General features: G+C 41.2%; 17 protein-coding genes and 2 pseudogenes. 11 read left to right on the forward strand and 8 right to left on the reverse strand.

Going from position 1 to position 26,184, the window contains the following annotated elements:
• Positions 1–17: 17 nt before the first annotated feature.
• Entirely contained in the window at positions 18–158 is a 141-nt protein-coding gene (rpmH, locus tag PSI14_RS08485) for a 50S ribosomal protein L34 (protein ID WP_036845347.1), read from the reverse strand.
• A gap of 729 nt (positions 159–887) precedes the next feature.
• Between rpmH and dnaA the strand changes: the two genes are divergently transcribed.
• The 6 genes from dnaA (at position 888) to PSI14_RS08515 (ending at position 9,475) form a co-directional block, all read left to right on the forward strand.
• Positions 888–2,276 carry a chromosomal replication initiator protein DnaA gene (dnaA, locus tag PSI14_RS08490; RefSeq protein WP_273575501.1) on the forward strand — a complete coding sequence of 463 codons (1,389 nt, stop codon included), beginning with the start codon at positions 888–890 and terminating at the stop codon, positions 2,274–2,276.
• Between the two features lie 4 nt (positions 2,277–2,280).
• Entirely contained in the window at positions 2,281–3,381 is a 1,101-nt protein-coding gene (dnaN, locus tag PSI14_RS08495) for a DNA polymerase III subunit beta (RefSeq protein WP_273575502.1), read from the forward strand.
• A gap of 33 nt (positions 3,382–3,414) precedes the next feature.
• Positions 3,415–4,506, forward strand: a complete 1,092-nt coding sequence (recF, locus tag PSI14_RS08500) for a DNA replication/repair protein RecF (protein WP_273575503.1) — start codon at positions 3,415–3,417, stop codon at positions 4,504–4,506.
• 18 nt (positions 4,507–4,524) lie between these two features.
• Entirely contained in the window at positions 4,525–6,939 is a 2,415-nt protein-coding gene (gene gyrB, locus PSI14_RS08505; protein WP_273575504.1) for a DNA topoisomerase (ATP-hydrolyzing) subunit B, read from the forward strand.
• Positions 6,940–7,550: 611 nt separating this feature from the next.
• A complete protein-coding gene (locus tag PSI14_RS08510; protein WP_273575505.1) occupies positions 7,551–8,141 on the forward strand; it encodes a GNAT family N-acetyltransferase in 591 nt (196 codons plus the stop codon).
• Positions 8,142–8,677: 536 nt separating this feature from the next.
• A complete protein-coding gene (locus PSI14_RS08515; RefSeq protein ID WP_273575506.1) occupies positions 8,678–9,475 on the forward strand; it encodes a hypothetical protein in 798 nt (265 codons plus the stop codon).
• A gap of 95 nt (positions 9,476–9,570) precedes the next feature.
• Here the strand turns inward: PSI14_RS08515 and asd are convergent, their stop codons facing one another.
• Positions 9,571–10,689 carry an aspartate-semialdehyde dehydrogenase gene (gene asd, locus PSI14_RS08520; RefSeq protein ID WP_273575521.1) on the reverse strand — a complete coding sequence of 373 codons (1,119 nt, stop codon included), beginning with the start codon at positions 10,687–10,689 and terminating at the stop codon, positions 9,571–9,573.
• 840 nt (positions 10,690–11,529) lie between these two features.
• On the opposite strand from asd, the pseudogene PSI14_RS08525 reads away from it, so the two are divergent.
• From PSI14_RS08525 to PSI14_RS08535, 3 genes and pseudogenes are all read left to right on the forward strand, one after another.
• Positions 11,530–11,744, forward strand: a pseudogene (locus tag PSI14_RS08525) (microcin H47).
• A gap of 1,396 nt (positions 11,745–13,140) precedes the next feature.
• Positions 13,141–13,674, forward strand: coding sequence for a hypothetical protein (locus PSI14_RS08530; RefSeq protein WP_273575507.1), 534 nt, complete (start codon positions 13,141–13,143; stop codon positions 13,672–13,674).
• Between the two features lie 373 nt (positions 13,675–14,047).
• Positions 14,048–15,457, forward strand: a pseudogene (locus PSI14_RS08535) (AAA family ATPase); the annotation flags it as partial.
• Positions 15,458–15,672: 215 nt separating this feature from the next.
• On the opposite strand, the gene PSI14_RS08540 reads toward PSI14_RS08535, so the two are convergent.
• Complete coding sequence (locus PSI14_RS08540) at positions 15,673–17,112, reverse strand: amidase (RefSeq protein ID WP_273575509.1); 1,440 nt, start codon at positions 17,110–17,112, stop codon at positions 15,673–15,675.
• A 468-nt stretch (positions 17,113–17,580) separates the two neighbouring features.
• Here PSI14_RS08540 and PSI14_RS08545 point away from each other — a divergent pair, with 468 nt between their 5' ends.
• Positions 17,581–18,660 carry a saccharopine dehydrogenase family protein gene (locus PSI14_RS08545; protein WP_273575510.1) on the forward strand — a complete coding sequence of 360 codons (1,080 nt, stop codon included), beginning with the start codon at positions 17,581–17,583 and terminating at the stop codon, positions 18,658–18,660.
• A gap of 94 nt (positions 18,661–18,754) precedes the next feature.
• Here PSI14_RS08545 and PSI14_RS08550 read toward each other — a convergent pair whose 3' ends face one another.
• The 3 genes from PSI14_RS08550 to PSI14_RS08560 all read right to left on the reverse strand — a co-directional run bounded on the left by PSI14_RS08550 (position 18,755) and on the right by PSI14_RS08560 (position 21,543).
• Positions 18,755–19,333 carry a TetR/AcrR family transcriptional regulator gene (locus tag PSI14_RS08550; RefSeq protein ID WP_273575511.1) on the reverse strand — a complete coding sequence of 193 codons (579 nt, stop codon included), beginning with the start codon at positions 19,331–19,333 and terminating at the stop codon, positions 18,755–18,757.
• 289 nt (positions 19,334–19,622) lie between these two features.
• A complete protein-coding gene (locus tag PSI14_RS08555) occupies positions 19,623–21,071 on the reverse strand; it encodes a flavin-containing monooxygenase (protein ID WP_273575512.1) in 1,449 nt (482 codons plus the stop codon).
• Between the two features lie 184 nt (positions 21,072–21,255).
• Complete coding sequence (locus PSI14_RS08560) at positions 21,256–21,543, reverse strand: HTH domain-containing protein (RefSeq protein WP_273575513.1); 288 nt, start codon at positions 21,541–21,543, stop codon at positions 21,256–21,258.
• 148 nt (positions 21,544–21,691) lie between these two features.
• On the opposite strand from PSI14_RS08560, the gene PSI14_RS08565 reads away from it, so the two are divergent.
• A complete protein-coding gene (locus PSI14_RS08565; RefSeq protein WP_273575514.1) occupies positions 21,692–22,003 on the forward strand; it encodes a hypothetical protein in 312 nt (103 codons plus the stop codon).
• Positions 22,004–22,124: 121 nt separating this feature from the next.
• Here the strand turns inward: PSI14_RS08565 and PSI14_RS08570 are convergent, their stop codons facing one another.
• Positions 22,125–25,298, reverse strand: coding sequence for a type III restriction-modification system endonuclease (locus PSI14_RS08570; protein WP_273575515.1), 3,174 nt, complete (start codon positions 25,296–25,298; stop codon positions 22,125–22,127).
• A gap of 10 nt (positions 25,299–25,308) precedes the next feature.
• Positions 25,309–26,184: DNA methyltransferase (locus PSI14_RS08575; RefSeq protein ID WP_273575516.1), on the reverse strand; the 876-nt coding region annotated here is incomplete at its 5' end.

Raw genomic sequence — 26,184 nt, forward strand, 5'->3', positions numbered from 1 at the left:
TGGTATGGTTAGCTTTATTACTTAGAAACGGTCAAACGAGCACGGCCTTTTGCACGACGGCGGGCCAGAACTTGACGACCATTTTTAGTGGCCATACGAGTGCGGAAGCCGTGAGAACGGTTACGCTTCAGTACGGACGGTTGAAAAGTGCGTTTCATAGCGATTTCTACCTAGCTTAAAATTTGTTACTGATTCAGCAAATGCGTTGGCGACCAGTGAGAAATAAGTAGACACTAATGCCTCAGTCGCAACATCAATATATAGAAAGAGGCAGGATTGTAATAAAATGTACTACCCTGAGTCAATCCAAGATGACACAAGCCTAACCGACTTCCTGTCGGATTTTCTATTTTAATCAGACGTTCGGTCAGACTTTTTGCTACCCGAAGTGCTTACCCCAAATCCTCACCAGACATAAGCCGGAAAAAATCGTTGGTATAACACGTAGGGTGCAAGATTATACGGACTGTGCAATAAAGCGCAAGGATCATACACAGATCATTGCATCTAAAATGAGTGATCATCGCGTTGTTTTCATGTTGAATTTTAAACGATAGCTAAATGAAGTTTGCTATATGCCATGATTCCACTACAGTATCTTTTGCGGGCCTTTATATTCTGCAAGTGCCAAAGCGTGGTGATCTCCCTGTGGATAAAAAGCGTCAAAGCTGTGTAAAAGAATGAGGATCTATGTCGTCTTTTGCGTTATGATCGTTGGCCACGATCCCGACCTCTCTCATATGTGGATCGTTGGGGAGCGATGATGTTAAAAATCGCCACAAGGTACATGCTACCTTCCTCTCTATTGAGGAATTACGCCTTGTGCCCAGCATAACGTATCTTTTATTCCGGTTTCTTTTATTGGTCTTGTTTTAGGGGAGTTCGCCGTGTCACTTTCGCTTTGGCAGCAATGTCTTGCCCGATTGCAGGATGAGTTACCTGCCACAGAATTCAGTATGTGGATACGACCCCTTCAGGCAGAACTAAGTGATAACACTTTGGCTCTCTATGCCCCCAACCGTTTTGTGCTGGATTGGGTAAGAGAGAAATATATCAATAATATCAATTTGTTATTAAATGATTTCTGTGGTCCTGAAGTACCGTTACTGCGTTTTGAAGTAGGGAATAAGCCTGTTTCACCAAACCAGTCTGCAGCTCAGAAAATCATTGCCGATATGCCAGTGGCTGCTGCGCCGTCCAATTCATCAGTACGCCCAAGTTGGGACAACCCAAAAGCCCAGCCAGAGTTATCTTATCGTTCCAATGTTAATCCCAAGCATACATTCGATAACTTTGTGGAAGGTAAATCCAACCAACTCGCCAGAGCTGCTGCCAGACAAGTAGCTGATAATCCAGGGGGCGCATACAATCCCCTGTTCCTTTATGGCGGAACCGGATTGGGCAAAACCCACCTTTTGCATGCTGTCGGCAACAGCATCATGGCACGCAAGGCCAATGCAAAAGTGGTTTACATGCATTCTGAACGTTTCGTTCAGGATATGGTAAAAGCATTACAAAACAATGCGATAGAAGAATTTAAACGTTATTATCGCTCAGTGGACGCCCTACTGATCGATGATATTCAGTTTTTTGCAAATAAAGAGCGATCCCAAGAAGAATTCTTTCATACGTTCAATGCCTTGTTAGAAGGTAATCAACAGATTATTCTGACATCAGACCGCTATCCGAAAGAGATCAATGGCGTCGAAGATCGGTTAAAATCCCGTTTTGGCTGGGGATTAACCGTTGCTATCGAACCACCGGAGCTGGAGACTCGCGTTGCCATTCTGATGAAAAAAGCTGACGAGAATCAAATCCAGTTACCGGGAGAAGTGGCTTTCTTTATTGCCAAACGCCTGCGATCTAACGTTCGTGAACTCGAAGGCGCTTTGAATAGAGTCATCGCCAATGCCAATTTTACAGGCCGTGCGATTACTATTGATTTTGTACGCGAAGCATTACGTGACTTATTGGCTCTACAGGAAAAGCTGGTAACCATTGATAATATTCAGAAAACTGTGGCTGAATATTACAAAATCAAGGTTGCGGATCTGCTTTCCAAGCGCCGCTCACGCTCCGTTGCCCGTCCGAGACAAATGGCAATGGCGCTGGCAAAAGAGCTGACAAATCACAGCTTGCCTGAAATCGGGGATGCCTTTGGTGGACGTGACCATACAACTGTACTTCATGCTTGTCGGAAAATCGAACAACTGCGTGAAGAAAGTCATGACATCAAAGAAGATTTTTCTAACTTAATCAGAACATTATCTTCCTAGCGCTATGAAATTCATCATTGAACGTGAGCAATTATTAAAACCTTTACAGCAGGTGAGCAGCCCCTTGGGCGGCCGCCCTACCCTGCCCATTTTAGGCAACTTATTATTACAGGTTACACCCGGTTCCCTGCTGCTGACGGGCACCGATTTGGAAATGGAAATGAAGGCTCGGGTTACACTTGCCCAGCCACATGAACAAGGTGCAACCACTGTCCCTGCACGTAAATTCTTTGATATCTGGCGCGGGTTGCCTGACGGAGCGGAAATCAGCGTAGAACTGGACGGCGATCGCATTCTCGTCCGTTCTGGTCGCAGCCGTTTTTCGCTCTCGACTCTACCCGCTTCAGATTTTCCCAATCTTGATGACTGGCAGAGCGAAGTCGAATTTTCTCTGCCTCAGGCCACACTGAAACGTCTGATTGAGTCCACTCAATTTTCCATGGCGCATCAGGATGTTCGCTATTACTTGAATGGCATGTTGTTTGAAACTGAAGGCGAAGAACTGCGTACCGTAGCCACCGATGGCCATCGTTTGGCGGTTTGCTCCATGAACATCGGGCAAAATCTGCCGTCCCATTCAGTGATCGTACCTCGCAAAGGGGTCATTGAATTAATGCGTCTGCTGGATGGCGGTGACAACCCACTGCAACTACAGATTGGTCGCAACAACATCCGTGCCCATGTTAGTGATTTTATCTTCACATCGAAGTTGGTTGATGGCCGCTTTCCTGACTATCGCCTCGTACTGCCAAAAAATCCTGATAAAACGTTGGAAGCCAATTGTGACACGCTTAAGCAGGCATTTTCACGGGCAGCGATTTTATCCAACGAAAAATTCCGTGGCGTTCGCATCTATTTAAGTGAAAACCAACTTAGAATTACCGCCAATAATCCTGAGCAGGAAGAAGCAGAAGAGATCGTTGATGTCAGTTATCAGGGCACTGAAATGGAAATTGGCTTTAATGTCAGCTACGTATTGGATGTTCTAAACGCATTGAAATGCGAGCAAGTGAGCCTCCTGCTAACGGATGCCACATCCAGTGTAAAAATTGAGAATTCAGCCAGTCAAGCTGCGACTTATGTCGTGATGCCGATGCGTCTGTAAAGAATGCGCCTATAACAGAATTAACTCATAAATATGATTCTCTCGCGTTTGCTGATCCGCGATTTCCGTAATATCGCGGATGCTGATCTGTCATTGGCAACTGGTTTTAATTTTCTGGTTGGGCCAAACGGTAGCGGCAAAACAAGTATACTGGAAGCCATTTATACATTAGGCCATGGTCGTGCTTTTCGCAGTATTCAGGCAGGAAGGGTAATTCGCCATGACTGCGAAGAGTTCATTCTTCATGGGCGAATTAATCAGCAATCCCATGAACGTATGTTGTCAGTGGGTTTAAGCAAAAACCGTCAAGGCGATAGCAAGGTCAGGATAGATGGCAGTGATGGGCATAAAATTGCTGAATTGGCAAAAATGCTGCCCATGCAACTTATTACGCCAGAAGGTTTTACTTTACTAAATGGTGGCCCGAAATATCGCCGGGCTTTTATTGATTGGGGATGTTTTCACAATGAACCACGCTTTTTTACTGCTTGGGCCAACCTGAAAAGGCTGCTCAAGCAGCGGAATGCGGCATTGCGACAAGTCACCCGCTACAGCCAAATCCAGCATTGGGATCGGGAGCTTGCTCCGCTGGCAACCGAAATCAGCCAATGGCGGGCTGAGTATATTGCAGGAATTTCCGAGGATATAGAAAAAACCTGTAAACAATTTTTACCTGAATTCACACTCAGCATCAGCTTCCAACAAGGCTGGGATAAAGAGAGTGAATATGCGGAACTGCTCGCGCGGCAATTTGAGCGCGACAGATCGCTAACCTACACGGCTTCCGGCCCGCATAAAGCCGATCTGCGGATCAGGGCGGACAGTACACCAGTAGAAGATATGCTGTCCCGTGGTCAGTTGAAGCTACTGATGTGCGCGTTGAGGTTAGCACAGGGTGAATATTTCACCCGACAGAGCGGGCAAAAATGCCTGTATCTGCTTGATGATTTTGCCTCAGAACTGGATGCCGGCCGTCGTCAGCTATTAGCCGAGCGTCTAAAATCTACGCAAGCCCAAGTGTTTGTCAGTGCAATTACACCTGGGCAAGTTACAGACATGATTGATGTAAATAGCAGGATGTTTCGCGTAGAACATGGCAAAATCGAGGTTCAACCACAGGATTAAGATGAGCGAGAAACGTTGATGTCGAATACATATGACTCCTCAAGTATCAAGGTATTAAAAGGGCTGGATGCTGTCCGTAAACGTCCAGGCATGTATATCGGTGATACCGATGATGGTACTGGCCTGCACCACATGGTCTTCGAGGTTGTTGACAACGCTATCGACGAAGCCCTCGCAGGCCATTGTGACAAGATAATTGTCACTATCCACGCAGATAACTCGGTTTCTGTGCAGGATGATGGCCGCGGTATTCCTACCGGCATACACGAAGAAGAAGGTGTTTCAGCAGCAGAAGTTATCATGACCGTGCTGCATGCGGGGGGTAAATTCGATGACAACTCCTATAAAGTTTCTGGCGGCCTGCATGGCGTAGGGGTTTCTGTTGTTAACGCCTTATCGGAAAAACTGGAACTGACTATCCGTCGTGACGGAAAAGTCCACGAACAGACCTACCACCATGGTGTTCCACAGTCTCCGCTGAACATCGTTGGCGATACCGAACATACAGGAACCACTGTCCGTTTCTGGCCAAGTATGGATACGTTCAAGATTAACACTGAATTCGAATACGATATTCTGGCAAAACGCCTGCGTGAATTATCATTCCTGAACTCTGGTGTTTCCATTCGTTTAGTCGACAAACGTACAAACGCAGAAGATCTCTTCCACTATAAAGGAGGCATCAAAGCGTTTGTTGAGTTCCTGAGCCGTAATAAAAACCCAATTCATCCAAATGTCTTCTATTTCTCTACAGAAAAAGACGGTATTGGCGTTGAAATTTCCATGCAATGGAATGATGGTTTTCAGGAAAACATTTACTGCTTCACCAACAACATTCCTCAGCGCGATGGAGGAACCCATTTAGTTGGTTTCCGTACCGCGATGACCCGTACCCTTAATAGCTATATGGATAAAGAGGGCTACAACAAAAAATCTAAAGTCAGTGCCACTGGTGATGATGCCCGTGAAGGTCTGATTGCAGTCATTTCCGTTAAAGTACCTGATCCTAAATTCTCTTCCCAGACCAAAGATAAGCTGGTTTCTTCCGAAGTGAAGACCGCAGTCGAAACTCTGATGAATGAGAAGTTGGTGGAATACCTGCTGGAAAACCCGAACGATGCCAAAACTGTCGTCGGTAAAATCATTGATGCAGCCCGCGCCCGCGAAGCAGCGCGTAAAGCCCGTGAAATGACCCGCCGTAAAGGTGCTCTGGATCTGGCCGGATTGCCGGGCAAACTGGCTGACTGTCAGGAACGCGATCCTGCCCTGTCCGAACTCTACTTGGTGGAAGGTGATTCTGCGGGTGGTTCAGCAAAACAAGGGCGCAACCGTAAGAATCAAGCTATTCTGCCTTTGAAAGGTAAGATCCTGAACGTTGAGAAAGCGCGCTTTGATAAAATGCTTTCTTCACAGGAAGTCGCAACTTTGATCACCGCTCTGGGCTGCGGAATTGGCCGTGATGAATATAATCCGGACAAGCTGCGTTATCACAGCATAATCATCATGACCGATGCCGACGTTGATGGTTCACATATCCGCACCCTGTTGCTGACATTCTTCTATCGCCAGATGCCGGAAATCATCGAGCGTGGCTATGTCTACATTGCCCAGCCACCACTGTATAAAGTGAAGAAAGGCAAACAAGAGCAATACATCAAAGATGACGATGCAATGGAAGCCTACCAGATGTCCATCGCATTGGATGGCGCTGCATTGTATACCAACCCACATGCACCAGCCCTGAAAGGTGAAGCACTGGAAAACTTGGTAACTGAATTCAATACTACCCAGAAAATCATCCGTCGCATGGAACGTATGTATCCTCTGGCTCTGCTGAACAGCCTGATTTACCATCCAAAACTGACTGAAGATGCTCTGGACAGTCAGGCAAAAGTGGAAGAATGGGTAAGTGCGTTGGTTATTCGTCTGAATGACAAAGAGCAACATGCCAGCACTTACAGCTATCAAATCCATGAGAACCGTGAACGCCAAATTTTCGAACCAGTTCTGTGCATTCGTACACATGGTGTTGATACCAACTACAATCTGGATTTCGACTTCATCCACGGTGGCGAATATCGCCGTATCACCAAACTGGGGGCATTGTTCGCGAACTTGATTGAAGAAGATGCATATATCGAACGTGGTGAGCGTCGTCAGGCGGTAAGCAGCTTTGAACAGGCTCTGGAATGGCTGACCAAAGAATCGCGTCGTGGTCTTTCCGTTCAACGTTATAAAGGTCTGGGGGAAATGAACCCTGATCAGTTGTGGGAAACCACCATGAACCCAGAAACACGTCGCATGATGCGTGTAACAGTGAAGGATGCGATTGCAACTGACCAACTGTTCACAACGTTGATGGGGGATGCAGTTGAACCTCGCCGTGCCTTTATTGAAGAAAATGCGCTAAAAGCAGCGAATATTGATATCTGATCTTAGTTGCTTAAATCTTATATCCCAGATGATCATGTTATCTGGGATAAAAAACCCCTCATACAGATTCATGTATGAGGTTTCATTTCCCAACCCTGCCCAATATGTCATTATTATTTTATTTATAACGATAATCAGAGCAATCAATGTGATAGGAAAACCAGATAATCATTTTAAATTAACGCTAGTTAAATAAAATAATCAGGAAAGATGAAAATCCAGAAAAAACAAGACTGAAAGCATAGCTCTATAATTTATTAAAAATAATAATCAATAAAAAATATATACATTTTAAATAGACAAAGAAAATATTTTATTTATCCTATATAAAGCAGTCATCTCTACGGCAATCCACCTCCTCCAACACAAAAAATAATAAAAACCAACTACTTATTTTCACCAAAAGCCAATTCATTTACAATAAAAGAGATTTCATCATGCTAAAACGAACTGCCTCCTTTAATAATTATATACACAAAACTCCATCAGACTCTTTATCCCGATCAAAATCTTTCCATTCTTTACCACCTGATAATATGTTGAATATAAACGTTAATTACCAAAATCCCAGATTGATTAACGGATATGTACCAGTAATCAGAGAAACTAACATGGAAAAGGGAATAATTGCAGTTAATCAACTTTACCAATCAATCAAGACAGACGGATGGATTAGTCATATTAATGATATGACTAAAAGAGAAAAAGAGATATACAAAAAACAAGAAAAAACACGCGAAGACTTATGGGATATAAGATGCTGCACAACATATAATCTTTTAAATAAGATGCAAAAGCTTTTGAATCTACTGAAGAAAATGGGAGATACCCAAAATCATACTTGTTTTGTTTGTTATAATAATACGAAACCTATCGGAGTCATGCTAATTAGAAAATATAATTCTAAACATAACTCACCCTATTATCCTGAGATAAATTTCCTTATAACCCACCCAGGCATCCAGAATTGTGCCTATTTACTGATGGAACAAGCAGTTAATATATCTTATCAAATGGGTTATCACGGAAAATTGAAACTAACAATTGCAACAGATGAACTATCTCCAAAAGTTTATGAAAAGATGGGTTTTATTAATATGAAAGAACCAGATAATATGAAGATGACATTAGACCCGAATGGAAACAAAGCCTGGGTTTTCTCTCCGAGTCATGGCGGTTATCGATTTACAGGAACTTGCTGAAATTAACGATAATACAAAGTATTCAATGAAAAATGATAAAATCCAAACCGCCAATTTATCTATCCAATTGGCGGTCTATTTCTATTAACCCAATAAAAATTAAGTTCTTCCTACAGCAGAATACGCAACATTTTATTATGAAAAAACAAAAAATGGCTTTACTAAAAATATAAGCAGAATTTAATCTCAATACATGGATCAAAACCTTTTAATTTCCCACCTTCATATAATGTATTGTTATTCGTCCGGGTAATCAGGGATTCCCTTCTTTATTAACATATTAATAAAGAAAGTTGTTAATATATATTATAAAACAGGGCAGCATGAAAACTTAAAATTATTTTATACAATTGATAAATTCGCGATAAGAATTTATCAACAGTGAGGGTTTACCATTTATGCACCATATTGTATGGTATTAACGCCTAATGGAAATCAAGCCTGACTCTTCACCCCAGAATCTAGGAACTATCGATTCAAAGGAACGTGCCGATCTTTAATATGAATATTTCATTTCTACTATAAAGGTTATTGTTATGTTAAAACGGAATCCTTCTTCTCATAGCTACATACACAGAACATCATCCGGGTCTTTATCCCGTTCAAACTCTTTCCATACTCTACCCTCTGATAATATATTGAATATCAACGTTAACCACCACAACCCCAGGTTGATAAATGGATATATACCAATAATTAAAAAGGTATCATTACAAGAAGCAGAAAGAGCAGTCATAAAATTATATGATTCAATTAAAAACGATGGATGGCTATCACATATCAATAATACGTATCGTAGGAAATGCGATATAGAAAAAAAAGCGAGCCTTTCCTCCGAAGAATCATGGGATCTTAGATGTTGTATAACAGATGAATTACTATCTACAGTGAAAGATAACTTATCATTTCGGCTTAAGTCCAAAAACCAGAATTTATATCAATTTTGCAATTATGCCTACTTTGTGTGTTACACGACTCATTTTCCAACAAACTCAGTATCTTCTCAAATAATGCCCATTGGGATAATGTTATTTGCATACAATGAATGTGATGAATTCCTACATTATCCTGAAGTCAGTTACCTGATTACCCATCCGGGTATCCAAAATTGTGCTTATTTATTGATGGAAAAAGCAGTAAATTTATCCTACCAAACAGGCCATCATGGAAAATTAAAATTAACGACAGCAACATCTCATCTTTCAAGAGCTTATAATAGGATGGGATTTGTTGATGATACAAAAAATACTATGCTATTAGACCCCAATAACAACAGGGCCTGGTTATTCTCTCCAGAGCATGGAGGTTATAGATATACTGCATTATGCCAATAACACAATATGCCAATAACACAACAAATTCCAAAACGATTCGCCGCCAATCTTGATTATCTTTATCCCATTGGCGGCCAATTTTTATAACAAACTTTCTACAATAAAATACGCAACATCCGGCGCAATGGCTCAGCCGCTCCCCACAACAGCTGATCACCAACAGTAAAGGCGGATAGATATTCCGGCCCCATATTCAGCTTACGCAGGCGACCAACTGGTGTATTCAATGTTCCGTTAACTGCGGCGGGCGTTAACTCACGCATCGTCAATTCACGATCATTCGGGATAACGCGAACCCAATCATTATGGGAAGCCAACAACGTTTCAATCTCATGAATCGGAATGTCTTTTTTCAATTTCAGGGTAAATGCCTGACTATGGCAGCGCAATGCCCCAACACGGACACACAGGCCATCAATCGGAATCACGTTGTTACCCATATTCAAGATCTTGTTAGTTTCCGCCTGACCTTTCCACTCTTCGCGGCTCTGCCCATTCTCCAGTTGCTTATCAATCCACGGAATCAAACTTCCCGCCAAAGGAACGCCAAATTGATCCGTTGGCAATGCACCGCTGCGGGTAAAATTTGTTACACGTTTTTCAATATCCAAAATCGCGGAAGCAGGGTTCTGTAACTCCCCAGAAACCTGATTATGCAGCATCCCCATTTGCACCAACAACTCACGCATATGGCGAGCACCACCGCCAGAAGCTGCCTGATAGGTCGATACCGATGCCCATTCAATCAAATCATTGGCAAACAACCCGCCCAACGACATCAGCATCAAGCTAACGGTACAATTACCGCCAACAAAGGTTTTGATACCTTTATTCAGGCTATTCTGAATATGCTGATAGTTAACAGGATCAAGAATAATGACTGCATCATCATTCATACGCAGCGCAGAAGCGGCATCGATCCAATATCCCTGCCAACCTGTTGCCTTCAGTTTGGGATAGATTTCATTAGTATAATCCCCACCCTGACAGCTAATGATAATATCCAACGCATTCAGCGCCTCGATATCAAAAGCATCTTGTAACACACCTGATTTGCCTGCGCTATTTGTTGTAAACTGCGGGGCAGGAAGCCCATGCTGGGAAGTTGTAAAAAAAACCGGATTGATCTCATCAAAATCCCGCTCTTCCAACATCCGCTGCATCAATACTGAGCCGACCATACCACGCCAGCCGATAAAACCTACACTTTTCATCATGGATACCCTGTCTTGAGAGAAATTAATCAGACACACTGACCCCATTAAAGCTGACAAAATATGGCGAAAGGTGCAAGCATATTTATGAACTATACCCAATGGATTTCAAGGTACGCCCGCCATTTTTAATCCATATTGAAGTATATCCTCCCATACCAGTATCAGAATTATCTAGCGGTTTGCCCGCACTTTAGGTCTCAAGAAAAGCATTGAAGTGATAGGAGCTAATTGAGAGAACTCTGAAGTAAAATATTCATCGATTCTTCATACTAAAAGCACAAATAAAATGGCGATGAAATGGATTATTCTTCACTTAATTAATTATTCATTTACTATAGGAGCAAAAACTCAAAAACAAACAATGTTGTAAACGGGTGAGCAAAGTAGTATTTTCAGTCACTGTAGTTATGCATAAATGTAAACAAGATGAAGGATAGGATAAGTGAAAAAGTTTAAGATAATTCCCATTATTTATGACGATAAGCAACTTATTATCGAATGCGATTAATTACCATCAGATCAACATAATTTAGAGTTAGATTAATCTATGGGTAGTTGTAATGATAATCAATTAATAAGGTTAAATGTCGAAAATGAATAAATTGAATAAATTAAAGAAAATGGCCATTTCAAATATAGTTGGCTTATGCCTTTCAATATTTTTTATAAACAAATCGTCACTGTCAATTTTACAAAGTGATAATTATTATAATCTAGCAATAGCAATTGTATTATTTTTTGGATTTAAGTATATTTGTGAAAAACTGATTGAGATTTTATTTTTCAAATGATAAAAATCATCACTCCAATTTTAAATCAAATAAATAGAGGTGATGTATGAAAGAAATTAGTCATAACTTATTGAACGTTGTTTCTGGTGCTGGCGGCGGCGCCCCTCCTACACCAGCTAATGCTATCGGCGCAGCAGTTATTGTTGGTGCGTTAGCAGGGATACCTGGTGGACCTGCGGGGTTGTAATAGGAGCTGCAGCAGCGGGAGCCACAACTGCCATTGGATTCATTCCTAGCGGAGGATTGAGTTCAAAGCGTTAACCAGACTGGATTTCAATGAAAATGTGTAAGAAATCATATCGTAACCTCAGCTTTGTTTAAGGATAACGGTTCGAAAGGTAAACAGCCGAAAGAGGTCAAACGATAGATATGCACACAAGTTCCAGAGGGAATACTGGGGGTATCTCAGAAAACGAAAAAATCGTACTCTAGCCCAATTTTAATTGCCGCAGTGGTCTGAATTTCCCGGCTTCGCCGAAAATTTTGTCAAGTTTCTTACTCAGTAGGCGGCCATTGTTGAGCTGCATAAAGTATGAGTAAACCTCCAGTACCTCCCCTTCAACCCAGTATATCAAGGATGTAACGGGGTCTGACCACTACTTCCTTGGTGCCTTTCAGCCGGCCGACTTTATACATCTCAGGCTGAGTACACGCCCGCTGTCTCAAACTAATCCAATGCAATCGTGGCCTTAGGGTTATCACTGGCGATATAATCCATACAAAAACAATCTCTTAGTTGGAAGTAATATCGTTATAAGCAAGCACAATCTGAATTTATTGATAATTACTTTGTGATACGGGCATTTCTAATATGGTTGTTTTCTTTTCAGATGACTAGAGCCTAATATCCCCTACTGCTTACAATGGGGCAATTTATTTAAAATATAACATTCTAATTAATAAGTTATTTTTTGGTACACTCAGCGGTCATGTTCCCTAAAAAGTGCCGACTTTATTTTCAAAGTTTTCAAAAACGCTCTCATCTACCAGCTATCACGAGAGATTCAAAATCTCACCGAGGATGAATTACGGGTTCTAATTCCGAAGTTCGCTTTTTCTCTCTTACAGCTCATTCGATGCTTCCCGTACTGGCTGGCTGATGAATGATGACCGTCCGGCCATATTTGTTCACGGTAACAATATAACAACAACTCAGTGTTCAGTTGCTGACAATTGTCTTCTGACACTTTCTACACTATCAGCCAAACAATAAGATGGAGCTATCTGATTTTGAACGGTAAGAAAGACCTCTATCCATGTCTGCTCAAACTTCTCACCCCAATATTAACAATGGGTAATATTTATAATTAAATAAATTTACTTATAAAATATTTACTGATTCATAATTAACAAAATAAACTTCCCCCATTCCTTTCTCAACTGACAACTTTAGATTTTTCCTCTAATAATTTTCACTTTATGAGAAAATTAATTTATATTTCCCACTCATATTGGTACTCATCATTTCCTTTCAGCATAAATTCCAAAAAAAACCATATTGAAAGTTCAATATTTATGAATAATTTCAATAAATCAGAGTGATCTAATTATTGCGATAAGATTCAAAAAAGCCCTCTTTTCCTCTATTAAGTTATTTTTAAAACTGTTTTAATTAAGTATTATTTAATAATCATTATCGTCTTGAGACAACATTCTGATGGAGCTTTTCTTACAAAATTGTTTGGCTTTTCCAGTTGTTATTTTCAGCGGGTTATTATTCATTATTTTGTTTTATTGGATATGTGCTGCTTTTGGTTTGCTTGATATTGATATCCTTAATATGGATATGGATGAATTAGATGCCTCAAGCTTGGCAGGTTGGTTAACGAAACTTGGCCTAACAGGAATTCCTGTCACCATTATTATCACGCTGTTTACTCTGATTGGTTGGCCTTTGAGTTATTTCAGCATGCACTTGATGCTCCGCTTTATTGAAACCGATGTACTCCGTTATTTACTTGGAACCATCACTTTCTTTGCCGTGAGTTTCATTTCCTTATTACTGACAGCAATGTTATTGCGTCCATTACAACCGAAACTGGCCAAACTCAATCGCTCCAACAGCAGGTGTCTTCCCTGCTCTACGAAAAACTCTGTCAGGACACCCGCCGTCTGGTGGATATCTACTATTGGTTTAATGACGAACATAGGTTTAACGACGAACATAGGTTTAATGACGAACAGAGCCTGAATATCGCTGGGTTGCTGAAAGAGATCGCCAATACTGGCGAAAAGGTACTGGATGAATACGAAAAAGTAGAAAGCATCCGCCGCCAGTCTGTTCGGGCCATGAATGAAGCGACGTCGTATCAGAAAGATTTATTGTCTGCGATGCTGCCGGAAAGCTGGACAGAGACTCAGCAATTCATTGAAGCCTTAAACAGCCTGAGCATCCAGCGTGGTCATTTGATCACTTTGCGCAATCATCGTTATATCGATCTGTCCCGCCTTGATGAAATGGAAGCGCAACTGTCTGATAGCCAGCAACGTATTTCTCTGGCGACAGCCGAATTCCTTGCCAGCGAAAAGGCATTACAGCCATTTACTCAGCAATTACAAGAACTTTCAGTGAAGTCGATCTGCATTTCACCGTCATGGATTTGATCGGCGAACACCCTTCCATCGTCAATCAAACTCTGACCCTGAATCTTGATGATTATTTCTGCCGGATGCGTAAACAGCGTAAGGTCTTTATTCCTGCCTATCACCATTATCAGGAATTGCGCCAAAACGTATTGAATCAGCAGAGAAAAGCGCTACGGCTGCATGAATTCAAGGCCCGGCCACTCAGTTCATTTGTGCGCAACAAATTGATCAACGATGTTTACCTGCCGCGAATTGGCGACAACCTTGCCAAACAAATTGGTGCCATTGGGGAAGGTAAGCGCACCGACTTGATGGGGATGTTATTGATGATTTCCCCACCGGGTTATGGCAAAACGACCTTGATGGAATATATCGCCAATCGCCTTGGATTGATCTTCATGAAGATCAACGCACCCGCATTGGGGCACGACGTTCTGTCACTTGATCCCGCTCAAGCCCCGAATGCCACCGCCCGTCAGGAATTGGAAAAGCTGAATCTGGCGTTGGAAATGGGCAATAACGTGATGCTGTATGTGGATGATATCCAGCACACCAACCCTGAATTCTTGCAGAAGTTTATTTCCTTGTGTGACGGTACACGGCGTATCGAAGGGGTTTGGAAAAACCAGACTAAAACCTATGACATGCGTGGCAAAAAATTCTGTGTTGTTATGTCTGGTAACCCTTATACCGAATCCGGCGAACTGTTCAAAATTCCGGATATGCTGGCAAACCGGGCTGATATCTATAACCTCGGTGAAGTATTGGGTGGTATGGAAGAGGCATTTACGCTGAGTTATATTGAAAACAGTCTAACCTCAAATCCAGTATTGGCTCCGTTGGCATTGCGCGATATGAATGACCTCTATCTGTTTATCGATAAAGCAATGGGCAAACCATTTTCCAGCAATAATCTGAGTTACCCCTACAGTGAAGCAGAGATCACCGAAATCGTCGCCATTCTTGAGCGTTTGCTGATGATGCGGGATGTCATCTTCAAGGTGAACCAACAATACATTGCCAGTGCCGCGCAATCCGACAAATACCGGACAGAGCCACCGTTCAAGTTGCAGGGCAGCTATCGCAACATGAATAAACTCAGCGAAAAGATTTCTGCGGTTATGAATGCTGAAGAAATACGCCGCATTATTGATGATCACTATTTAGGTGAAGCCCAATTACTGACGAGTGGTGCCGAAGAGAACCTACTCAAACTGGCAGAGATTCGCGGCACAATGACACCGGAAGAGGCGCAACGCTGGCAGCAAATCAAACGTGATTTTATGCGGAATAAAGCACTGGGTGGTGATAATGCCGATGTGGGGGATCGCGTGGTTGCTCAGTTGGCTGACTTGGTTGAAAGCGTTCAGGCATTGAAGAACAAATAGTTACAGTTTTTTGTAATATCATTTGGTTCAGGCCAGAAGGATAATCCGAACATCCTTCTGTTCCTGTCCCGCTAAAGATAATTATCCGGCATATGCTGTACGAGCGATGTACGATTGATATACGCGTAAAGGTTGTTCATAAGATCAACCCCTACTCCAATTTCAGACGTATCTCACACACTTGCTCTGCACATATTTTGTTATAGTGCCATTCTTCAGGTTGTTATCAGTGGCCGACGGTCTTTCCAAGCCATCGCTTGCTCTAGTTGAGCGGAAACCTGGAGTACAGTAGCCTCGTCGCCATAACGACCGACAAGTTGTACACCAATGGGAATACCATCATCGCTCCAGCCAAGCGGCAGTGAGATCGCCGGCTGACCAGTAATATTGAAAGGAAAGGCGAAAACTGAATCTGTCCATTTGTTGTAGTAACGGTCAATGTCAGTCTCCGACATATCATAATAGCCAATGGGACGCGGTAATTGTGTCAACGTAGGCGTAATGAAAATATCGTAAGGCAAAAGGTCATTGGTTAGCTCTCGTCCAAGCAAGCGGATCTGCTCTATGTCTTTGGCATGTGCCATACCACTGATCGAACGATAACGTTCGATAATTGCCCAAGTAATTGGCTCAACATCATCTGGTGTCATTGGCCGTCCAACAATGCTTGATAGATCATTTAAATCTGACGCTGCCTGCACGAAAATCATGTCTGTGTAAGACTTCCATGCAGAAGTGGTGTCAAACGCCATATCATGCTCTTCCACTCTGTGTCCAAGACCTTCCAGAGTACGTACTGTTGCCAGCACAGCCTTTTTCACCTGAGCATCAATTGGGGTGCCATTGGGGGGAGTAACAGTAAATCCGACACGCAATTTTCTAGGTTCCTGTGCCAACAGTTCCAACCAAGGTAAATCCGGAGTTGGAGGTGTATAGGGATCACCCGGAAGTGCGCCAGCCACGACGTCCAGATAAGCGGCAGTATCTCTTACGGTGCGTGAACAACAAAGAAAACAAGCACCGCCATACCAGTAATCACCGGTAGGTGCCAGCGTCACACGCCCCCGCGATGGTTTTAGCCCCACGATGCCGCAGCAGGACGCAGGGATACGGATAGATCCGGCACCATCACTGGCTTCGCCGATGGGTACAATGCGTGCAGCTACCGCCGCAGCTGTGCCACCACTTGAACCTCCGGCACTAATCCCTTCTTTCCAGGGGTTTTTCGTGATGCCATAGAGTTTTGGCTCAGTGCTGATCGACAAACCATTCTCTGGCGAATTTGACTTCCCGACCAATATTAATCCCGCACGTTTAATGCGCTTTGTTGTTTCTGAGTCAATCGGCGCAATCATATCTTTCAGATAGCGGGAGCTATTGGTGAGAGGCGCACCTTTCCATTGAGAGACAAGTTCTTTAAGCAAGAACGGTACGCCGGCAAAGGGGGCATTATGATCAACAGAAGCCGCAGCCTCTCGACCAATATCATAGAGTTTGTGAACTACAGCGTTAAGTTCAGGATTAAGCCGTTCAATACATGTAATAGCTGCTTCTACCAATTCTAAAGGGGTAACCTCACCCTGATGCACTAACTTAGCTAAACCCAGCGCATCCGACTCGGTATAGGTGGTTATGAGACTCTCAGTTATAGCCATATTACCTTCTCCTATCGAATAGTTACGAACTTGCTTAAAACATATACAGACTCACTGATTTCATACATTCCTCCTATCGGTTTATTCCTTAGAAGTTATGCAAGATCTTTAGATAAAGATTTTTTCAGCAAATCGAGTCTATAACTATATTTCTGGCTGTCAATTGAACTAAGTCGAAGGAGTTTACAACGATAAAAGTAATATCAATCCCCCGCCACGTGGGACAAGATATATCAGCTAATTAACATACTCCCTGTTATGATAGAACAAAAAAATATCTTGGCATTAGCATTCCTAATAGATTTGTTATTTTCAAAATGAACTATTTATAGATTATATAGTTACATAATAAAAAATATTTTAAATTTAAAATAGATTATAAATATATTGCAATAAGTTCAATGATCTCTAAAATTAGGTCAGTTGACCAAATTTTAGAGATCATTGAACTTTTGTAAGGATCATAAAATGAAAAATATATCTGTATTACTCGTTGGTGGTTATGGAGTTGTTGGTCAGCAAGCAGCGCAAATTATCAATCAATACCGACCTGATTTACACTTAATCATTTCCGGCAGAGATATTAACAAGGCAAAAAAAGTATCTGAAACCTTAAATAATTCCGAGGGTTTATTTTTTGATGTAGAAAACCCCTCTTTGCCAAATGAACTAAAAATTGATATTTTGTTAGCACTTGTTAATGATCCACAAGATAAATTATTAAATTTTTCGCATCAAAATAATATTGCATATATAGATATTACTCGTTGGACTGAGCGTTTACAGGTTGCATTAAGTAAGGCAACAGTCATGCAAAATCAAAAAAGAAGTACTATGATTTTTGCATCGTCATGGATGGCCAGTATCGTAGCAACATTAATCAATGATATCAGTAAGTCATTTACAAAAATTGATAGTATTGACATGAGCGTCTTATATGCTTTGAATGACAAGGCAGGTCCAAATTCAGTTGATTATATGGATAGGTTAACAACCCCTTTTACTGTGAAGCAAAATGGGAAATACCAGAAAATTCTCCCTTTTTCTGATGAGAAAACGGTTTTATTTAGTGATGGCAGTACCCATAAAGTTTTTCGTATTGATATGCCAGAACAATTTATCTTCCCCTTAATTACAAATGCACAAACCGTTGCAACCAGAATTGGTTTCGATGATGTTAAAAGTAATCAGCTATTAGCTTTTTTAGTTAAAAAAGGGATTTGGAAGCTATTGTCAGGAAAGAGAACGACTGGACTGCGTAGAAAAATCTTATATAACCCAGGAAAAGGGCATCAGCATCAAATTCGTACCGATATACAAGGCACTGATGAGAATGGACATCGCAAAAGTGTATATCTGCAAATTAATGATCCAAAAGGGCAAACACATTTAACGGCAACGGGAGCTGCCGCATTGGTGATTCAGTTGGCTGAACATATACAAAATAATCACTCACCGATTTTAAATTCTGGTGAAAGTTTTTTAGATGTTGAAAAACTAAAATCGCTATTATCCTCAGAAAATATTCATTTTAGTGTTAATAGCTAAACAGAGTAAAATCGTTCTGCAACCAGATAATGTTAAAGATTAATAATATAATTCAGCCCTTAAATAATCCGCAAAGGCTTTTTTGCGGATTATTTTAATCTGACTCTATAATCGCAATTATGGTAGAACGTAAACGCTTACTTAAATCAAAATTAAAATTTCCCTTATTCTGATAGGAATATAATATGGACAATCCTTCAAATAAAGAAACCAACATTAACGCTTTTTCTTGCCTGATATTTTCTGGCATATCTGAACAGGTATTACGCAAAATAATAATGATTTTCTCAATATAACGTTGATAAAACTTAGTCAAAGCTTTATGCAGTTTATCTGAGTGACGGCTCGCTAACCATGTTTCTAACGTCAAGGTACATAGCGACATGTCTTGTAAGTTCGTTAAAATGATGTCCAGTAAAATATCAAGTTCAGAACTCTTAGCATTAACAAATTGTAATCTTGTTTCCGCATCCTCAATAATTTGATTGAACAATCCCTCTAATAAAGATTCTATATTAGGAAAATAGTACTGTAAATTCCCAAGAGTGATTCCACAATAATTAGCGAGAGCTCTCATGCTAAAAGAGCGACTTTCTCCTTGAACAAGAAGTTCTATCGCATTTTTTAAAATACTATTTTGTTTTTCTTTGAATTTTTCTTTTCTAGATTTCATTATGATCATTATCAACGTAGTATAGTTAAATAAATGATAAATATATAGAAAGTTGTATATGGCATTAACCTGTATTGCAAGAAAACTTTTCAAAAAAACATACTCATATACCGGATTTTTTGTTGGAGATGATACCTTCCTACCGAAAGCGATAACCATCCCCCATTGTTGCAATACTGATAAGTGTAATGTTATTCGTGATAGTTTCCCCTAAAAGAGAACATCCTGCCAACATACTGCTAACAGGATGGGAATGAGTATCTCATTAAAATCAAATTTGATTTTGAAATTATTTCCACTTCAATGCCACATCATCTACTGGCTGACTCAATACTTCTTTATCTTTTTTATAATCATGTGGAACATGCCAATTTGGACTTCTCCCCTGACGAGGAAGGCCCTTATCACCACGCTTCACGTAACCCGAGCGTAAGGCACCAAACATATGTTCATCAACGACTATCTCATCCGATGAAGCATACGGTGTTACTACTGTGGCATGACGACGATCCATCTCATTTAACAAACGACAAATATAGTCTGCTGATAGATCAACTTTTAATGTCCAGGCATTATTGATATAACCAAACAAATAGGCAAAATTAGGAATACCCTGTAATAATGTTCCCTTATAAAACATCAGGTTATGACTTTCTAGTGGTTGTCCATCAATAGAGAGCTTAATTCCCCCCATAAGTTGTAATTGCAAGCCTGTCGCTGTCACTATGATATCCGCAGGTAATTCCTTACCAGACTGCAACAAAATACTGTTTTCAGTAATACGTTCAATCTGATCAGTAACGATAGACGCTTTGCCTTCCCTCAGTACCTTAAATAGATTACTGTCAGGAACAAAGCACAACCGTTCATCCCATGGCATGTACTTTGGCGTAAGGTGTTTCATGTCAAAAGTAGGGCCAACCTTTCTGCGGGCTAACCCCAGTAAGAATGATTTCAATAGGTTAGGAAAATATCGACTCACTTTATACAGTGAACTAAAAAAGAAAATATTACGACTTCTGCTCAATGCATAAATCCAACGTTGCGGAACAATGCCTTTTAAAAACTCAGCGATCTTATCCCTACCCGGTATCGAAAAAATATAGCTAGGGGAACGCTGTAACATAGTGATGTGCTCAGTATCATTGGCCATAGCTGGAAGTAAAGTCACTGCTGTTGCACCACTTCCAATCACAACAACTCGCTTTCCTTTGTAATCCAATGTTTCAGGCCAATGTTGTGGATGAACGATTGAACCTTTGAAATCTTCAAGGCCGGGAAATTGAGGTAAGTATGGTTGATCATAGTTGTAGTAACCTGTCGCAGAAATAAGAAAATTACAGGTAAATTGCCGCATTTCTCCACTGGCTTCGTCAATTGCAGTAACAGTCCATTGATCTGTTTCACTTGACCAATCAGTTTGAGCGATCTTTAATCCAAATTGTATTTTCTTATCAACGCCATACTCTTCCGCCGCTGAATGGAGATAACGCCTAATTGAAAGACCATCAGCAAAAATGCTGGTATCTGCCCAAGGGCGGAATTTATAGCCGTAGCTCATCATATCTGAATCGGTACGAATACCCGGATAGCGAAATAAATCCCAAGTTCCACCTATCGCATGACGACGTTCTAAGATGCCCACTTTCTTGTCAGGACATTCTCTTTCCAGATGACATGCCATACCAACGCCAGAAACTCCAGCTCCAATTATCAAAATATCATAATGGTTATCCATACAATCCCCCTGCAAAAATGCCCGTTTAATCAGATAAGTATCCTGCACAATCTTCCATGTTATTTTTTATTTGCAGGGGTAACCATTTTCATTTATGTGGGGGGAGTATCACAGTTAGAGACAGCTAATCGCCTGAGTTTTGGTAGAAGTGACTGTATTTCCAATCTTAGATTTTCTCAACATGTTATCTAATCCGCCAATATCCCCCTTTTTTCGCACCAACTCGAATCAAGAGTCCATTTTCCTGCAACACTTTGATATTGCGTTCTATTGTTCGAGGATTAACACCCAAATCATCAGCTAATTGAGATATTGTTATAGATGGCTGATTAGCAATAAGAGATAGTATTTTTTGCGAAGTCGCATTGAGTGGCTGTGGCTTTTCTTCCGACATTTGTACCGACATTGCAGTAGTATTCGGCTTTTCCGTATTAATACTGTCCTTAAGTGCTTTGACTAATTTTTCCAACATATCTATAACACACGATTAAGTATGGATGGTGTGATACGGTAAGGAGGTTGGTAAGCCATTAACCAACAGTGATTATAAATATTGGCTGAGCACTTCGTCACTTAATACCTATTGGCAGGCTGCGAATGAGGAAGCGACGCGCGAACGTTTGCTGGCTGAAGAACAAAAACTCGAACAAGAGCGGCTTGCAACTCTCAAGCGGCTTAATGCTGTCTTTTTCTCAAGAAAGGTTCACTGGGAAAATGTGAAGAAATACAGCGAACAAGGCCATGCCAGTGCTTATGACAAAGCAGCCAAAGAAATGAAAGATCTGTACGAGGCTTATCGGATTAATAATGCACTAGCAGAATTTGTTCCACTCTATCGGGTATTTGCCAAACATATAGAAAGAAGAAGAACACTGGTTCAACGATTGGAATTACTAGATCAGGAAATAGGTAAGTATCAAGGTAGTATTTGATTTTATTGGTAAAGGCACGGCACGCACCATGCATGGCACACTAAAGCAAAGCGCCGGATAAAAATCAGCACTTTGTCGGTATCCAGAAGGCACTATTGCTAGTGCCTTGATGCCATTAAGATTAAAAATTAGTACTGAACGTATCAAAGTTATCGGCTTTGACAAATTTGGCAGCGTTGGGCACCTCTTTGCCATCTTTGTCTTTGCTTAGCGCATTGAAGTGCTCAACGCCACACTTGATCTTGGCCTTTTCAGCCTCACGCAGATCATCAGAGAATATGCTTGATTTCGTTTCAACCACAAAGTAAAGCTGCTCTCCTGTACCATCATCTTTGTCAATTAATACCGCCCAGTCAGGATTGTAACTGCCCAACGGGGTATCAATCTTGAACCAAGAGGGTAGCTTGGAATAAATCTTCACTTCTTCAGCGCTTTCTAGCTTTTCGGCGAAGTTAAACTCGGTATCTGAATCGCAAATGATGTAGTCATATACCGACTTTTCAGCTTTCACCATATCTTTGAGGTAGCCAGTCAGCTCTTCTTCTTGGAAAAGCGCTTGAGAATAGTATGCCTCATCACTAATACGGTGATATTTAACGCCATCGACAATGACAATACGCATCTGCTTACGAATAACTTCACCAGCTAACTCGATAAAGCGCTGAGGGTTGTTTTTGAAGGCTTCCAACTTATCGCCCAAACCCAGCAGAATATCGATAATTGTCTGACGGGTCAGATTGGTCTGATCAGTCAGATAAGTCACGATATCCGGCAACTGGAAGTTGCGATTACAGTCATTCTGGATCTGGGTTTTCTTATCGTAGGTTTCCAGTTCAGCTTCAGTAACAGCAATCTTAACCTTGGTGTACTGAAACTTAGCTCTGGCTACCGCCACGTTTGTTCTAATTTCCTTGATACAGTTTTCAACCAGCTTGTTGATACTAAAGTTAACACGATAAGTCGTTTTATATTTAATTCGCCCCCAAAGCGCCTGGAAATCTTCACCAAGTACAACCTGTTTACCATTTTTATCTTCACACAAGGCTACAGAACGCTTCTCTTCGTGTTTTTTCACGTTCAAGCCTTTTGCCAGCTTCTTCAACGTGGCAACGATGGCATCAGTATGCTCAGCGACACTGGGGGGCAGACTCACCTCATTGTTATTGAAGGCAAGATTCAGCACAGCCTGAATCTTGCCTTTGCCATCAATATAACCTTGGGACAGAAGGTGCTGGAAGATCTCTTCTGACTTCTCCGCTCCCAAGAAGGTTTTCTGATCCAACTCGCCAGAAACAACAATGTTGGCAAATTGGTGGGGAGCAACCGTACCAAATTTAATGCCTTCTTCCGCTTCAATCTCTTTTTGCAGTTCAGAAACAAAGCTTTCATAAGATTCGTTTGCCATAACGGTCAGAGTATTTACCTCAAAACCGTAAGGTGCTCGCTCACCAGATTGATCAACTGCTAAACGCAGGCCACGACCGATTTCCTGTCGTTTTTTAGTGATTGAGCTGGTTTCATTCAACGTACAGATCTGGAAAACATTCGGGTTGTCCCAGCCTTCTTTCAGTGCTGAGTGTGAAAAGATAAAGCGCAGCTTCTCGTCCATAGATAGAAGCTTTTCTTTGTCTTTCATGATCAGGTTATAGGCAGACTCATCGGCTATGGTTTTCCCCCCTTCGCCTTTAGCTGAAAGCTTCGAGTCGGCGAACTGAGGGTTGCCAGAAGCATCTTTTTTCTTGTCCTGTGCAAAGTAGCCACCATGTACTGTTTGAGTGAGTTCTTGCAATGCGACTTTGTTGATGGTGTATTTATCTCCATTATTATCCCAGATTCCTGGGTACAACATGCAATATTTGGGCTTGCTAACCTGCCTGGCAAACTCTTCTTCAAACCACTTGGCAAACTTACCCTGAACAGGAACGCCATCTTTAGAGTAACCACGGTAGTTGGCAACCTTATCGATAAAGAACAGACTCAGCACCTTAATACCTTTCTGGCTTAGGATCTTCGAGTGGTCTAGCTTGTCATGGCTCTTTATTATCTTGTGGTAGAACTTCAGCTCTTTTTCTAGATGCTCTTCGATAGTTTTGGCTATTTGAATGCGCTTAAAAGCCTCCGAATCCGCTCCGCCAATGGCTTGCCCAAGGCGCACAATGTCATCGCAACTGGTAAAGTCAATGTACTCATTACCTTCTTCGCAATAAATATCGTTAATGACATAACCTTCATAAACACTACGCCCACCCGAAAGTTCGAATAAGTCATTGATCTGGCCATCTTTAATGGTTATGACCTTACGTGGTTGCAGCTTGCCTGTGCGCGTTTGAGCGTCAATTTCAATCTTGGCAGAAATGGGGGACTTTTTATTATCAACACTCACTAACTTAATGTAGGCTTGGTTGTGCCCATCCTTGAGATCCAGAGAAGCAACTTCAATTTGCTTAACCAGTTTACGTTCATAGGCATCAATAGAATCAAGCTTATACAGCAGGTGTGGTGCTTCCTTCAACGTGGCTGAATAACGAAATGTACACAGTGGTTTTAAGCTACCGATCGCTTCTTGTCGGTTTGCCGTTGATACAACAGACTGTGGTTCATCAATAATAACGACAGGACGAGTAGCCTGAATAAATTCAATAGGCTTCATCCCGTTCAATCTGTCATCTGTACGGTGAATCAGATTCGCCGTAGTTTCCTTCGTAGGATCGGTGAATGACTTACTGAATGCATCAATATTGATCACCATGATTTGAATGTAATCATTGGTAGCAAAGTTACGAACCTGTTCGCGCTTTGATGAGTCATAGACAAAATAGTCATACTGGACGTTTTTGTACTGCTCACGGAAGTGTTGCTCAGTAATTTGCAGTGATTTATAGACGCCTTCTTTAATCGCAATGGACGGCACCACGATGATGAACTTTGTCAGTCCATAACGCTGATTTAGCTCAAAGATAGAACGCAGGTACACATAGGTTTTACCTGTACCTGTTTCCATTTCAACGCTGAAATCTAGACTTGGCAGTTCTTGTTTTACGTTTTCAACCTGTGGCAAGCCATTCTTTAACTGGACGTTACGTGTGTTGGCATAAATCTCATCAGGCAATAAAGTAAGCGTATTACCGACACCGATATCGTTGTTTTTACCAAAGATATCCAATTGCTGATTCGCCAGCATATTATCAGTAACAGTGAAATTGGATTGAAATGTTTCCTGCCCTTTAAACACACCTAAAACAGCTTCAACCGCATCTATTTGGTGTGATAAGTCCGATCTAAATTGAATCTTCATCACCACCACCTTAAATGCTTTTTACATCGTCGATACCATACTGTTTCAGGATCTGAATCACATTGGTCTTCACTACGCTGTCTGCAAAGCCTTGGTCTTTAAAAACGACTTGAGTACTTTCTGGATTGAGCTTTTCTTTTAGTTTGGCAATACCCTTAACCACCTGTTCCGTGATGCCATCGTCCAGACAAACCATTAAGGCACCTGCACCAACAACAAATACTCTCTTGCCCTCGACTGTTGCTTCTTCAACATGAATGGTTAATTCAATACCGTATTTAAGTAGGATTTCATAAAGAATATCTTCTACCGAGCGATCATCTTTAATTGATTTTAATGCAAGTTTAAGTGCTGGCTCCAAATTATCGAAGTTAGCATCCCAAGAACGGATATTAGTTTCGTTAAGCTTAAATACTTTAAATCCATTTACTTGAGATTCAGTTTTGTATTTTTCAATACTCATTCTAATTCTTTGTTTTCCCAGTTCTGTTAAGATAAGAGGCTTACCTAGTTTATTTAAGTAATCCATAGACTCTTTTATTTGCTTTTTTACATCAGCACTGGCTAATTTGTAAGTGTCCTCTAAATTTTCTGGTAATTGAACTAATATATAATTTAATTTAACATTGTTATTTTTACTTGCTATCATTGTCGCTTCACCAGTCGTTGCTGAACCAGCGAAGAAGTCCAAAACTATATCTCCATCATTAAGACATTTTAAAGAGCTAATCAATTCAGTCACTAGTTTTAATGGTTTTTTCCCATTTTTGTAAGGAACTCCACCTTCATTATCAAGCCCTGTGGTTTTAATATGTGCCCAAAAATCACCAGGATGAACAAATAGGTTATCAGAGGCAAATATTAATTGTAGCCTAGGGTCTCGACT

The organism is Xenorhabdus anantnagensis (assembly GCF_028598555.1).
GTDB classification, from domain to species: domain Bacteria; phylum Pseudomonadota; class Gammaproteobacteria; order Enterobacterales; family Enterobacteriaceae; genus Xenorhabdus; species Xenorhabdus anantnagensis.

Coding starts and splice junctions, on each gene's coding strand:
- rpmH (WP_036845347.1), bottom strand. CDS start 158: ATGAAACGCACTTTTCAACCGTCCGTACTGAAGCGTAACCGTTCTCAC.
- dnaN (WP_273575502.1), top strand. CDS start 2,281: ATGAAATTCATCATTGAACGTGAGCAATTATTAAAACCTTTACAGCAG.
- recF (WP_273575503.1), top strand. CDS start 3,415: ATGATTCTCTCGCGTTTGCTGATCCGCGATTTCCGTAATATCGCGGAT.
- gyrB (WP_273575504.1), top strand. CDS start 4,525: ATGTCGAATACATATGACTCCTCAAGTATCAAGGTATTAAAAGGGCTG.
- PSI14_RS08510 (WP_273575505.1), top strand. CDS start 7,551: ATGGAAAAGGGAATAATTGCAGTTAATCAACTTTACCAATCAATCAAG.
- PSI14_RS08515 (WP_273575506.1), top strand. CDS start 8,678: ATGTTAAAACGGAATCCTTCTTCTCATAGCTACATACACAGAACATCA.
- asd (WP_273575521.1), bottom strand. CDS start 10,689: ATGAAAAGTGTAGGTTTTATCGGCTGGCGTGGTATGGTCGGCTCAGTA.
- PSI14_RS08530 (WP_273575507.1), top strand. CDS start 13,141: ATGGAGCTTTTCTTACAAAATTGTTTGGCTTTTCCAGTTGTTATTTTC.
- PSI14_RS08540 (WP_273575509.1), bottom strand. CDS start 17,112: ATGGCTATAACTGAGAGTCTCATAACCACCTATACCGAGTCGGATGCG.
- PSI14_RS08545 (WP_273575510.1), top strand. CDS start 17,581: ATGAAAAATATATCTGTATTACTCGTTGGTGGTTATGGAGTTGTTGGT.
- PSI14_RS08550 (WP_273575511.1), bottom strand. CDS start 19,333: ATGAAATCTAGAAAAGAAAAATTCAAAGAAAAACAAAATAGTATTTTA.
- PSI14_RS08555 (WP_273575512.1), bottom strand. CDS start 21,071: ATGGATAACCATTATGATATTTTGATAATTGGAGCTGGAGTTTCTGGC.
- PSI14_RS08560 (WP_273575513.1), bottom strand. CDS start 21,543: ATGTTGGAAAAATTAGTCAAAGCACTTAAGGACAGTATTAATACGGAA.
- PSI14_RS08570 (WP_273575515.1), bottom strand. CDS start 25,298: ATGAAGATTCAATTTAGATCGGACTTATCACACCAAATAGATGCGGTT.